The organism is Vibrio sp. 9-16B-A1 (assembly GCF_056726165.1).
In genome coordinates, this window is the sequence record NZ_JBSDZD010000001.1 from 759891 (window position 1) to 772794 (window position 12904).

General features: G+C 53.2%; 15 protein-coding genes. All 15 read right to left on the reverse strand.

Features of this window, described 5'->3' with window-relative positions:
• Nucleotides 1–17: 17 nt before the first annotated feature.
• Nucleotides 18–1142 (reverse strand): flavodoxin-dependent (E)-4-hydroxy-3-methylbut-2-enyl-diphosphate synthase, encoded by a 1125-nt coding sequence (gene ispG, locus ACVB80_RS03435; RefSeq protein ID WP_481079857.1) that lies wholly within the window; start codon nt 1140–1142, stop codon nt 18–20.
• 8 nt (nt 1143–1150) lie between these two features.
• On the reverse strand, nt 1151–2083 hold the full coding sequence (locus ACVB80_RS03440) for a RodZ domain-containing protein (RefSeq protein WP_481079858.1): 933 nt from the start codon (nt 2081–2083) through the stop codon (nt 1151–1153).
• A complete protein-coding gene (gene pilW / locus ACVB80_RS03445) occupies nt 2064–2828 on the reverse strand; it encodes a type IV pilus biogenesis/stability protein PilW (protein WP_481079859.1) in 765 nt (254 codons plus the stop codon). Before pilW ends, ACVB80_RS03440 begins: the two co-directional genes overlap by 20 nt.
• 47 nt (nt 2829–2875) lie before the next feature.
• Nucleotides 2876–3994 carry a dual-specificity RNA methyltransferase RlmN gene (rlmN, locus tag ACVB80_RS03450; RefSeq protein WP_481079860.1) on the reverse strand — a complete coding sequence of 373 codons (1119 nt, stop codon included), beginning with the start codon at nt 3992–3994 and terminating at the stop codon, nt 2876–2878.
• A 272-nt stretch (nt 3995–4266) separates the two neighbouring features.
• The gene (ndk, locus tag ACVB80_RS03455; protein ID WP_481079861.1) at nt 4267–4701 is read right to left on the reverse strand and encodes a nucleoside-diphosphate kinase; all 435 of its coding nucleotides are present in this window, start codon (nt 4699–4701) and stop codon (nt 4267–4269) included.
• A gap of 59 nt (nt 4702–4760) precedes the next feature.
• Entirely contained in the window at nt 4761–6050 is a 1290-nt protein-coding gene (pepB, locus tag ACVB80_RS03460; protein WP_481079862.1) for an aminopeptidase PepB, read from the reverse strand.
• A 152-nt stretch (nt 6051–6202) separates the two neighbouring features.
• Complete coding sequence (gene iscX / locus ACVB80_RS03465) at nt 6203–6403, reverse strand: Fe-S cluster assembly protein IscX (protein ID WP_481079863.1); 201 nt, start codon at nt 6401–6403, stop codon at nt 6203–6205.
• Between the two features lie 131 nt (nt 6404–6534).
• A complete protein-coding gene (gene fdx, locus ACVB80_RS03470; RefSeq protein WP_481079864.1) occupies nt 6535–6873 on the reverse strand; it encodes an ISC system 2Fe-2S type ferredoxin in 339 nt (112 codons plus the stop codon).
• Nucleotides 6874–6895: 22 nt separating this feature from the next.
• Nucleotides 6896–8749: a Fe-S protein assembly chaperone HscA gene (hscA, locus tag ACVB80_RS03475; RefSeq protein ID WP_481079865.1), complete on the reverse strand. Its 1854-nt coding sequence runs from the start codon at nt 8747–8749 to the stop codon at nt 6896–6898.
• Nucleotides 8750–8762: 13 nt separating this feature from the next.
• Nucleotides 8763–9278 carry a co-chaperone HscB gene (gene hscB, locus ACVB80_RS03480; RefSeq protein WP_481079866.1) on the reverse strand — a complete coding sequence of 172 codons (516 nt, stop codon included), beginning with the start codon at nt 9276–9278 and terminating at the stop codon, nt 8763–8765.
• Nucleotides 9279–9352: 74 nt separating this feature from the next.
• Nucleotides 9353–9676, reverse strand: coding sequence for an iron-sulfur cluster assembly protein IscA (gene iscA, locus ACVB80_RS03485; RefSeq protein WP_481079867.1), 324 nt, complete (start codon nt 9674–9676; stop codon nt 9353–9355).
• A gap of 67 nt (nt 9677–9743) precedes the next feature.
• Nucleotides 9744–10127 carry a Fe-S cluster assembly scaffold IscU gene (gene iscU, locus ACVB80_RS03490; protein WP_481079868.1) on the reverse strand — a complete coding sequence of 128 codons (384 nt, stop codon included), beginning with the start codon at nt 10125–10127 and terminating at the stop codon, nt 9744–9746.
• Between the two features lie 26 nt (nt 10128–10153).
• Nucleotides 10154–11368: an IscS subfamily cysteine desulfurase gene (locus ACVB80_RS03495; protein WP_481079869.1), complete on the reverse strand. Its 1215-nt coding sequence runs from the start codon at nt 11366–11368 to the stop codon at nt 10154–10156.
• Nucleotides 11369–11400: 32 nt separating this feature from the next.
• The gene (gene iscR / locus ACVB80_RS03500) at nt 11401–11907 is read right to left on the reverse strand and encodes a Fe-S cluster assembly transcriptional regulator IscR (RefSeq protein ID WP_481079870.1); all 507 of its coding nucleotides are present in this window, start codon (nt 11905–11907) and stop codon (nt 11401–11403) included.
• A gap of 112 nt (nt 11908–12019) precedes the next feature.
• On the reverse strand, nt 12020–12745 hold the full coding sequence (gene trmJ / locus ACVB80_RS03505) for a tRNA (cytosine(32)/uridine(32)-2'-O)-methyltransferase TrmJ (RefSeq protein ID WP_481079871.1): 726 nt from the start codon (nt 12743–12745) through the stop codon (nt 12020–12022).
• Nucleotides 12746–12904: the final 159 nt, after the last annotated feature.

The window sequence follows — 12904 nt, forward strand, 5'->3', positions numbered from 1 at the left end:
AGTTTTTACCGTTGAGATTAGTTGTTTTCTGTCTGTTGAACGTCGATGCGGTTGTTTTCATCCAGCATCGATGCTTTAGCGCGGATCTTCGCTTCCAGCTGGTTCACCAGATCGTCGTTATCAAAGCGCTCTTTCTGACGTTTACCGTCTTCGTAGAAAGCGCTCTTCTTGTTACCGCCGGCGATCCCCATGTGAGAGACCTCGGCTTCGCCCGGACCATTTACCACACAACCGATGATGGATACGTCCATCGGGGTGATGATGTCTTCCAGGCGCTCTTCCAGCGCATTCACCGTACCGATCACATCAAATTCCTGACGTGAACAGCTTGGGCAGGCAATAAAGTTGATCCCGCGCGAGCGAATACGCAGTGATTTCAGAATATCAAAACCGACTTTGATCTCTTCTACCGGATCAGCCGCCAGTGAAACACGCAGGGTGTCACCGATGCCTTCGGCCAGCAACATGCCAAGACCGACCGCCGATTTCACTGCACCTGCACGGGCGCCACCGGCTTCGGTGATCCCAAGGTGCAGTGGCTGATCGATCTTCTGAGCCAGCAAACGGTATGAGTCTACGGCCAGGAAGACGTCTGACGCTTTTACGCTCACTTTGAACTGATCAAAGTTCAGGCGGTCCAGGATGTCCACGTGGCGCATCGCCGATTCCACCAGCGCTTCCGGCGTTGGTTCACCATATTTCATCTGGATGTCTTTTTCCAGCGAACCGCCGTTCACCCCGATACGGATCGGGATGTTCTTGTCACGGGCACAGTCTACCACCGCGCGAATACGGTCTTCTTTGCCGATATTGCCCGGGTTAATGCGCAGACAGTCCACACCGTATTCCGCCACTTTCAGCGCGATTCGGTAATCAAAGTGAATGTCCGCCACCAGTGGTACTGAAACCTGCTGTTTGATCTGCTTAAACGCTTCCGCAGCATCCATAGTCGGTACAGAAACGCGTACGATATCCGCGCCCACTTTTTCCAGTGCACGGATCTGCGCTACGGTCGCATCGACATCGGTAGTGCGGGTGTTGGTCATTGACTGCACCGCAATAGGGGCGCCGTCACCGATTGGCACGTCACCCACGTAAATTCGAGTCGATGGGCGACGTTTAATTGGAGATTCGTGTTGCATAATTGCTTCTAGGGTAATTTGAATTTCGCGACTTTGCCTGCAGTATACCCAGAAAGGTCTACCGCTTCATCGGCTAATCTCATGGTGACGCCTTCCGGTGCACCAAGTACTACGTTATAAGGGAGCTTGCCCTGAAGAGACAAAGACTGACCTGACTTCTTCACCCCGGTAGACAGGGTTTTGCCGGTCGCATCTTTGATAAGGATCCAGCAGTCTGAACTGAATGACATTTCCAGCTGGTTAGCCGCAACTGCTGGCTTTTGCTCAGCCGGCGCAGGCTTCACTGGCGCTTCCGGCTTCGCTTCAGCCTTCGGCTCCTCAGTGGTTACTTCAGGCTCAACAGACGATTCAGGAACAGTATCTTTGACTGGCTCATCGACAGTTTCAGCGACGGCCACTTCAGCTTCCGGCACTTCAACCACCGGGGAGTCAAGCAGCGCGCTGTCGACCACCACTTCCGGGGCCTGCTCTGTCACCGCCTGAGACTCAAGCTCAGCGACAGACAGCGTGTCTTTTTCCTGGTTCTGCCACCACCAAACTGATGAGATACCGGCCAGTACCAGCATGATGCCCCAGGTCAGCAGCATAATACGGCTGTCGCTCTTCTCCCGCTTGGTTTTACGGGAAAAGCTCTGCATTTTGTGGTTTTCCTGCTCCTGCTGGCCATACTGCTGGTCGAATACCGCCAGGATATGTTCTTCGTCCAGCCCAACCAGCCGGGCATAAGATCGCAAATAGCCACGTGTAAAAGTGGCTACCTGGTTGGACTTTATATTGTCTTCTTCGATGCTCTCAATCACCGCGACGCGGAGACGGAGACGATCGGCTATCTCTTTTTGTGACCAGCCAAGAGATTCGCGCTGCTGGCGGAGCATCGTGCCGGGTTTGAGGCGCGGTGCTTCACTTTCTGCATTGGTGTTCTCAGTGTTTTCCGTATTCATTTGCGACATATTCTTGATACTGGATAGAGTCCGGATATTTCTGCGCCAAAATTTCGCGATAACGCTCTGCTACCGCAGCATTGCCCGCTTTTTGTTCTAGTTCAATCAGCAACCCTAAGCTTGCCGCTCTGTATCCGAACTGGTGGTGAAACTTAATCAGTCTGACCCTTGCCTGCCTTAACTCCTGAGCTTCAATTTCCAGCTGGGCCAGTTGCAAAATAGCAACCGTCCGGTTGGGCTCGTGGTCAAGCGCACGGCTGAAATAGTAACGTGCTTTATCCTTATCCCCGCTCTTCAGGGCACACATCGCCGCGTTCTGATAGCTGGCAGAGATAAGATAGTAATAAGGAACTTCAATGGCCTGGTTAAAGAATGCATCGGCGCGTTCATACTCGCCGTGTTTACACAAAAAGGCCCCGTAGTTATTAAGCACGTCCCCGTTATCGGGTGACTCCCTCAATGCCTTCTGATAGGTTTCGCGCGCCTTCTCAGACTCACTGACTTTATCGTAGTAGTGAGCCATAGCGATCAGACCGCGGTAGTAATCCGGTGCATAACTCAGCGCGACCTGGAAGTTCTCTTTGGCTTTGACCATGTCATCAGAAGCCATGTAGCTCAATCCCAGGTTAATCCGCGCTTCAGCGGCGCGCACCCTGTCAAAAGACGAATCTGTTCGATCGTCTGTAACTGTAACACAACCTGACAACAAACTAAGCAGAATTATGTATACAAACCTTGCGAACATCACACTCCCCCAACGAGCTGGGGAAGTGGACCGGAACGAACATCACATCAGATACTGGTTACCGGGATTGGTTCCCCATTTTGTTTGTTTTTAGTACGTTTGGTGCGGTCAATCACATCCCCCACCAACTGGCCACACGCAGCATCGATATCATCGCCACGGGTTTTACGAACGGTGACCGTGTAATCGTACTGCATCAAAGCTTTCATAAAACGATCGATGCGTGAATTACTCGGCTTACCGTATGGTGAACCAGGATATGGGTTGAATGGAATCAAATTGATCTTCGCCGGGGTATCTTTCAGCAATTCTGCGAGCTGCCTTGCATGATCCATATCGTCGTTGACATGATCAAGCAGCACATACTCGACGGTTACCTTACCGCGGTTGGCATTGGAAGACGCGATATAGCGGCGTACTGAAGCCAGGAAATCATCGATGTTCCAGCGGTCGTTGATTGGCATGATCTGGCTGCGCAGCTCGTCGTTCGGCGCGTGCAGGGAAATCGCCAGCGCGACGTCGATGTTGCCTGTCATCTGGTCAAGGCCAGAAACCACACCAGAAGTCGATACCGTTACGCGGCGCTTGGACAGGCCAAAACCCAGGTCATCAAGCATGATTTCCAGCGCAGGGATCAGGTTCTTCATGTTCAGCAGCGGCTCACCCATGCCCATCATCACCACGTTGGTGATCGGACGGCGGCCGGTCTCTTTCTCAAGCCCGACTTCACGTGCTGCACGCCACACCTGACCAATGATTTCCGACACTTTCAGGTTACGGTTAAAGCCCTGCTGAGCAGTCGAACAGAACTTACACTCCAGCGCACAGCCCACCTGAGAAGAGACGCACAGGGTCGCACGGTCGTCTTCCGGGATGTACACGGTTTCCACGTCCTGGTCACCTACGCGCATCGCCCACTTGATGGTGCCGTCTGAAGAGTGCTGCGCTTCAGAAACATACGGGGCACGGATTTCAGCCACGCGCTGCAGTTTTTCACGCAGTTTCTTGTTGATGTTGGTCATCTGTTCGAAGTCATCACAACCAAAATGGTAGATCCACTTCATTATCTGATCGGCGCGAAACGGTTTTTCGCCGAGCTCTTCCGCAAAATATTTGCGCAGCCCTTTACGATCAAAATCGAGTAGATTGACTTTAGCTGTGGTCATGGTGCCTCTCAATGACGGAACAAGAATTAAGGGCGCGAATTGTACAGCCTTTACCCAGTAACAACAAGGGGTAGCGGGAAGGGTTATTGGGAAGGGGTTGAAATTGAACTGATTAAATTTTAACCAGAAGAGCAAAGTTTGAAGGAAGTGAGCAACGGCCCTGGGTTACTGGGTCCTGGGTTTCGGGAAAAGCCCCCGGAGCCCAGGTCCCCTGAGCGAAGCGCCCCAGGACCTGAAAAACCTGCAGCGCTCCTTAACCCTTATCGCAACTCTTAATCTTCCGTACGCGGGCAGATCTCAGAGTGCGGGAAGAAGTATTCAATTTCGCGTGCAGCCGAAACCGGGCTGTCGCTGCCGTGGACTGAGTTATAGCGCAGGCTCAGTGCGTAGTCGGCGCGGATGGTGCCGCAGGCGGCTTCTTCCGGGTTAGTCTTACCCATCAGCTCGCGGTAGCGGGCGATGGCGCCTTCACCTTCCAGAACCTGAACCATAATTGGGCCTGAGGTCATAAAGGCTTTCAGTTCGCCAAAAAACGGCTTCCCTTCGTGCTCGGCATAGAAGCCGGCGGCTTGTTCTTCGGTCAGGTGAACCATTTTGGCAGCAATCACACGCAGACCTGCTCTTTCGATACGGTGGTAGATTTCACCAATCAGGTTTCGCTTTACCGCATCAGGTTTAACAATTGAAAAAGTTCTTTCCAGAGCCATAAGATGTCCTTTACTTCTGCTTTATAAACGGCGGGAGTACCTGCCCCCGCCCAAAATTATTATTTTGCCTGTTCAGTCAAAAGACGGGCCAGGGTACGGATACCCATACCGGTTGCACCGGCGGACCACATGTCTGAAGCAGCTTTACGGTAAGTACCGGCGCAGTCAAAGTGCAGCCAGCCTTTTTTGTAATCGTCAACAAAGTAAGACAGGAATGCTGCAGCTGTGCTGGCACCCGGCGAATACTGACCGCTGCTGATGTTAGAAAGGTCAGCAAAGTTTGACGGTAGCATACTGCGGTGGAAGTCAGCCAGAGGCAGAGGCCACAAACCTTCACTTTCCTCACGGGCACAGCTCAGTGCCTGGTGAGACAGCTCATCGTCAAACGACAGCAGCGCGTGGTAATCATTGCCCAGCGCATTCTTCGCCGCACCGGTCAGGGTAGCGCAGTCGATGATAAGCTCCGGGCTCTGCTCGTTGGCATACAGCAGACCATCAGCCAGCACCAGGCGGCCTTCAGCGTCAGTGTTCATCACTTCAACCGTCTTACCGTTCTTATATTTGATCACATCGCCCAGTTTCAGCGCGCGACCCGATACCATGTTCTCCGCACAGCACAGGACAAGCTTCACACGCTTGTTCAGGCCGCGCATTACCGCCAGAGCCATACCACCGGTGATGATGCCAGAACCGCCCATGTCCGCTTTCATCGCGTCCATAAAGTTCGATGGTTTCAGGCTGTAACCGCCCGAATCAAAGGTGATGCCCTTACCCACCAGACACGCAAATACCGGTGCATTCTCATCGCCGGTCGGGTTGTAGTCCAGCTGAAGCATCGCTGAAGTGCGCTCAGAGCCACGGCCAACCGCGTAGATCCCTGTCCAGCCTTCGGTCAGCAGATCTTTGTCTTTAACGATGCGGTAGCTGACGTGCTCCGGAGCCAGAGACTTGATGAACTCTCCGGCCATGGTGGCAAGCTGACGCGGCGCGACTTCTTCCGCGCTCTTGTTGATAATATCGCGAACCCAGTCACCGGCTTTAATGCGCGCTTTCAGCTCAGCTTCTGCTTCGCCTTCAAGCTCACTCCACTCTACCTTGCTGGTGTTCTTCTGATTGCGGAAGCCCTGGTAAAACGCCCAGATGGTTTCCAGACCCCAACCGTCGCCCTGAAGGCATACGTTTTTGATCCCCTGGCCGTCCAGCTTGCGCGCTGCGCGCTGTACTGACTCCAGTTCGTTATCGGTTACATGAATCGTTGCGCCCTGTTCGCCAAAAGAGAGCAGCGCTTTGTCACCCCAGTGAGGCTGCGCTGCCTGGCGTGAAATCGCTACAGGCATTTGTTGTGACATGTATTCTCCTTAGTAAGCGGCTCCTGTGCCGCTCAGAAAACTGATTGCACCGAAGATGTTAGCACTATGCTGATAGGAAAATACAATTTGATAAAAAAAACGGACCATCTGGTCCGTTTTTTGTGGGCTGGATTCACTGATCCGGTGAATAGTCAGTCTGTTTCGTCCATCCAGCACAGGATAATGGCTTCGAGGATTTTTTCATTCGATCGGTTGGGCTCGTCATCAAACTCCTCCAGCTCACAAATCCACTGGTGCAGATCGGTGAAACGTACCGTTTTCGGATCCGTCTCCGGAAAGCGGTCACACAGCTCGATCGCGATGTCGCGCGAATCTGTCCATTTTAAGCTCATACTCTCATTCCTTCGTCATTCGTGGTACGTGGTACGTGGTACGTGGTACGTGGTACGTGGTACGTGGTACGTGGTACGTGGTACGTGGTAAAAAGCCTGTTACTGCTCCGGGCTGGTGTCAATCCAGCTTATTAATGATCTTCTGACGCGTGGTTCAGGGTATATTTCGGGATCTCAACCACCAAGTCTTCGTCCGCTACTTTCGCCTGACAACCAAGGCGTGATTCCGGCTCAAGACCCCAGGCTTTATCCAGCATGTCATCTTCCAGCTCGTCGCTCTCTTCCAGCGAATCAAAGCCTTCACGGATGATCACGTGACAGGTGGTACAGGCACACGACTTCTCACAGGCGTGCTCGATACCGATACCGTTTTTCAGCGCCACGTCCAGTACGGTTTCACCGCTGTCGGCTTCCAGTACCGCCCCTTCCGGGCACAACTCTTCATGAGGCAAGACTACGATTTTTGGCATGATTACTTTCTACCTGTTCAGATTAAATATTATCAACCGACTGGCCTGACAGCGCAGCGCGGATAGATTTGTCCATACGGCGCGAGGCAAATTCCTGACTGGCCGCATCGGTGGCTTTAATGCCCTGTTCAATGGCATCGGCGTCATCGCCGTTGCGCAATGCGATAAGCTGCTCGATCGACTGCAGCAGTTCGCTGCGTTCGCTTTCAGACAACAGATCATCCCCGTCTGCCTGCATCGCAGCGATAAGCCCTTCGATCACCCGATCAGCTTCCACGCGCTGCTCGGCCAGCGCACGCGCCAGCATGTCTTCTTTGGCATAAGCCATCGAGTCTTTCAGCATGTTGGCCACTTCGTCATCGCTCAGGCCGTAAGATGGTTTCACCTGGATCTCCGCCTGAACGCCGGTGCTTTTCTCCATCGCGGTAACGGAAAGCAGGCCATCCGCATCCACCTGATAGGTCACACGGATATGTGCTGCACCTGCCGCCATCGGCGGAATGCCTTTCAGGCTGAAACGCGCCAGAGAGCGGCAGTCATCGACCATTTCACGCTCGCCCTGAACGACGTGAACCAGCATGCCGGTCTGGCCATCTTTAAAGGTAGTAAATTCCTGAGCGCGGGCAACCGGGATGGTGGTGTTACGCGGAACGATCTTCTCGACCAGGCCACCCATGGTTTCGATACCCAGAGAAAGCGGGATCACGTCCAGCAGCACCATCTCAGAGTCTGGCTTGTTACCCACCAGAATATCCGCCTGAATACCGGCGCCAATCGCGACCACTTCATCCGGGTTGATGCTGGTCAGTGGCTCACGGGCAAAGAACTCACCCACCATTTCACGTACCAGCAGTGTGCGGGTTGAGCCACCCACCATCACCACTTCATGTACTTCATCCTGGCTCACGCCAGCGTCTTTCAGTGCGCGGCGGCATGACATCAGGGTTTTCTTCACCAGCGGGCGAATAAGCGCCTCGAACGTATCGCGGGTTACTTCACCCTGCCAGCCCAGCACGTCGATCTGAGCCGTCTGCTCTGCAGAGAGGGCAATTTTGGCTTCGGTCGCCGCATCAAGCAGCGCGCGGCTCTGCGCCGGGGTCAGTTCGCCTTCAAGGCCGATCTGCTGCTGAATATGATCCGCCAGCAGATGGTCGAAGTCATCACCACCAAGCGCGGAATCACCGCCTGTGGCCAGCACTTCAAACACCCCTTTGGAGAGGCGCAAAATGGAGATATCAAACGTACCGCCACCCAGGTCATAGACGGCGATTACGCCTTCCTGACCCGAATCCAGACCGTAAGCGATCGCCGCTGCGGTTGGCTCGTTTAACAGGCGCAGTACGTGCAGACCCGCCAGTTGCGCAGCATCTTTGGTGCCGGCACGCTGGGCGTCATCAAAGTAAGCCGGTACGGTGATCACCACGCCATTGAGCTCACCGCCCAGAGTTTTCTCTGCGCGCTGAGCCAGGGATTTGAGGATCTCTGCTGAAACCTGCACCGGGTTTACCGCCCCCTGAGCGGTGTTGATCAGCGGCAGGCCATTATCGCTGGCCGAAAAACGGTATGGCAGGCTCGGGTAGCGCGACTGAATGTCTTCCAGAGAGCGGCCCAGCAGGCGCTTGGCTGAAATAATGGTCTGCTCTGGTTCGCTCTGGGCGTGCGCACGGGCCTGACGACCGGTTTTGATCTCTTCACCGCCGTAATAAACCACGGAAGGCAGAATATTGTCGCCCTGCTCATCCTCAAGCGGTCTGGCTTCGCCACTGCGAACTGCCGCTACCAGAGAGTTGGTTGTGCCGAGATCGATACCGACAGCCAGCTTTTGTTCATGAGGAGCAGAGCTCTGTCCTGGCTCTGCGATCTGAAGTAGTGCCATTAAATATCCTTGCTTAGCCGAGCAGGCGTTCTTCGAGCTGCTCGATTTCGTTGTTTAGTTTGGCGATAAATTTGAGTTTACGAATACCGCTGGCTGCTGCCTGCAGCTCTTTGGCTTCCAGCGCTTCGGCCAGCTCAGCCATGTGCGCTTTATAGATCTTACTTACCCGCGCCTCAAAACCGAACAGTTCATCTTCCGGATCAGCCGAGTTCTCTATCGCTTCAAGCTCTTCACGCAGCTCCATCTGCTCCATCAGAAACATAGGATCCTGCATGGTGTTCTGCTCGTTACGGATATCGACGCCAAGTTCGGCAAGCAGATACTCTGCACGGGAAAGCGGCGCTTTTAACACCTGATAGGCATCGTTGATCTGAGCGGCTTTCTGCACGGCAAGCAGGCGATCACGCTCTGACGCGGCGGCAAATTTGTCCGGGTGGAAGCGGCGCTGAAGCTCGCGAAACTGGTCTGATAAAAGATGGGTGTCGAGTTCAAACTGCGTTGGCAGGCCAAATAGTTCGAAATGATTCATGGGTATTTGTTCTCACCGAAAAAAACAGGCGGAAGGACTGGGGTCAAAGCGCAGCGGACTGCGCTTTTTGGTTACTATACGTTAAAGCTCTCTCCACAACCACACTCGCCTTTTGCGTTCGGGTTGTTGAATTCAAAGCCTTCATTCAGGCCTTCTTTAACGAAGTCCAGCTCAGTACCGTCCAGGTAGACCATGCTCTTTGAGTCGATGATCACTTTTACACCTTTGTGTTCAAACACCTGGTCTTCTTCGTTCAGTTCGTCAACAAACTCCAGAACATAAGCCATGCCAGAACAGCCGGTGGTTTTCACGCCCAGTCTCAGGCCAATCCCTTTTCCGCGATTATCCAGGAAAGCTTTCACACGGCTGGCAGCCGCATCTGTCATAGTGATGGCCATGGTACAACCTTAAGTTAACTCGTATCTTGGGACTAAAGGGGGCAAATGCCCCCTGAATTATTTGGTGTTATTCCTGGTGCTTCTTTTTGTAATCAGACACCGCGGCTTTGATTGCATCTTCAGCCAGGATGGAACAGTGTACCTTAACTGGCGGAAGTTCCAACTCTTCTGCAATCTCAGAGTTCTTAATCTCTGCTGCTTCGTCCAGGCTCTTGCCTTTTACCCACTCGGTTACCAGTGAGCTGGACGCGATCGCACTGCCACAGCCGTATGTTTTAAACTTCGCGTCTTCAATGATACCTTCCGGAGATACCTTGATCTGAAGCTTCATTACGTCGCCACACGCAGGTGCGCCAACCATACCACTGCCCACATTCGGATCTTCTTTATCGAAAGAGCCAACGTTGCGCGGGTTTTCGTAGTGGTCAATTACTTTTTCACTGTATGCCATAATTCTTGTCCTCTATTGTGCCGGGATTAGTGATGAGCCCACTCAACGGTGCTCAGGTCAACCCCTTCTTTGTACATATCCCATAGAGGTGACATGTCGCGTAGTTTTGCTACTGCAGTAAGAATTTGCTCTACCGCATAGTCGATCTCTTCTTCGGTAGTAAAACGGCCGAAAGAGAATCGAATTGAACTGTGTGCCAGCTCGTCATCCAGACCCAGCGCGCGCAGCACATAAGATGGCTCCAGACTGGCTGAAGTACAGGCTGAACCAGACGATACCGCCAGGTCTTTCAGCGCCATCAGCAGTGACTCACCTTCAACAAACGCAAAGCTGATGTTGAGGTTAGTCGGAGTGCGGTGCTCCAGGTCGCCATTGATGGTCAGCGCTTCCATTCCTTCCAGGCCTTTCAGCATGCGCTCACGCATCGCCAGCGCATGGTCGTAATCTTTTTGCATCTCTTCTTTGGCGATGCGGAACGCTTCGCCCATGCCCACGATCTGGTGCGTCGCCAGGGTACCGGAGCGGAAACCACGCTCGTGACCGCCACCGTGCATCTGCGCTTCAAGGCGGATACGTGGCTTACGGCGAACGTAAAGTGCACCAATACCTTTAGGGCCGTAAATCTTGTGAGCAGACAGGGAAATTAGGTCCACTTTCATGCTCTGCACGTCGATAGGCAATTTGCCTGCGCTCTGTGCAGCATCCACGTGGAAGACAATCTTACGTGAACGGCACAGTTCGCCGATCGCTTCGATATCCTGAATAACACCGATTTCGTTGTTCACGTGCATGATGGAAACAACCACAGTGTCTTCACGCATCGCCGCTTCCAGCTTAGCCAGATCGATCAGGCCATTGGATTCAGGCTCAAGGTAGGTAACCTCAAAACCTTCACGCTCAAGCTGACGGCAGGTATCAAGAACCGCTTTGTGCTCGGTCTTGCAGGTAATGATGTGTTTACCTTTCTTCGAGTAAAAATGCGCCGCACCTTTAATCGCCAGGTTATCAGACTCTGTCGCACCAGAGGTAAATACGATTTCACGCGGGTCCGCATTCAGCAGGTCAGCGATTTGCTCACGCGCCGTATCCACTGCCTCTTCTGCCTGCCAACCAAAACGGTGTGACCGTGACGCCGGGTTACCAAAGGTACCGTCCATCGTCAGATACTGAACCATCTTTTCAGCAACGCGCGGATCGACCGGACAGGTTGCTGAATAGTCAAAATAAATAGGCAGTTTCATTCTTTACTCCAAATGTGCGAAAGGCGCCTCGCTTACGAGCGGGCATTGACACCTATTGTTGTGGTGTTCGGGTTATTATTTCCAAAACCGTGATTGATCGCCAGGTCGATATCCTGACGGTCAGAAATTTCCAGTACTTCGTTATCCGCCATCAGCTCGCCGAGCGTGATATTGTTAAGAAAACCACTGATTCTATCACTTAAATCACGCCAAAGGGTATGGGTCAGACAGCGGGTTCCGCCCTGACAACCGCCTTTACCCTGGCATTTAGTGGCATCGACAGATTCATCAACCGCAGCGATCACCATGCCAACCGCGATCTGGTCTGCTTCTGCGCCCAGGCGATAACCGCCACCGGGTCCGCGTACACTGGAAACCAGGCCAGCTTTACGCAGCTTGGAAAACAGCTGCTCAAGATAAGAGAGAGAAATTCCCTGGCGCTCGGAAATGTCGGCCAGCGGAACCGGGGTCTGTTGTGAATGCAGCGCAACGTCCAACATGGCAGTGACTGCATATCTTCCTTTAGATGTAAGTCTCATATCACACCGTATCCACAGTAAGTATGTGGAAGAAGTTTCCCATACCCGACTAAACCGGTCAAGTATTTATTTGACTAAATTAGTCAGGTATTTAACCCCGAACCAAAAGCGGTTATTTTTCACCCTGCTTTTCAACCGAAGTCAGGATACCGCGCAGGATATTGAGCTCCTGTTTTTCAGGGCGTGCGCGGCTGAACAGACGCTTGAGCTTGTTCATTACCTGGCCCTGGCCGTCCTCTTCTATAAACTGGGTCTGCACCAGTACCTTTTCAAGGTGCTGATAGAATAGCTCCAGCTCTTTGTGACGCGGGTACGCTTCCTGCTCCGCCTGAGGGTGCTGGTTTTCCAGCTGATTCAGGTGTGCGACGCGGATTTCATACGCCAGGGTCTGAACCGCCATCGCCAGGTTCAGCGAGCTGTACTCCGGATTCGCCGGAATGCAGACATGATAATGACAGGTCTGCAGCTCTTCGTTGGTCAGGCCGGTACGCTCACGGCCAAACACCAGTGCGACCGGATGCTTCTGACCTTCCAGGGCAAACTTCTCACCACATTCACGTGGCTCAAGCATTGGCCACTCAAGGGTGCGCGAACGGGCGCTGGAGCCGACTACCAGACCACACTCTTCCACCGCTTCGGCAAGGGTGCTCACTACTTGTGCATTCAGGGCAATATCGCTGGCCCCTGCTGCCAGGGCGATCGCCTGGGCATCCACCTCACACTGAGGGTCCACCAGCACCATCTGGCTCAGGCCCATCACTTTCATGGCGCGTGCGGCGCTGCCGATATTACCGGAATGGGAAGTGCCAACGAGAACGACTTTCACCTGGTCTAACATGAGTATCCACAACTGCTGATAAATAACCGCAGAATTTTATCACAGCCACGGGACAAATGGATAAACGCCTGCCAGACCAGCCGCTCAAAAGTTCAAAAAATCACCACTTCCATTTCATTCAAACTCTGTTATACTCCCCGCCGCTTTATATCGTTCTTT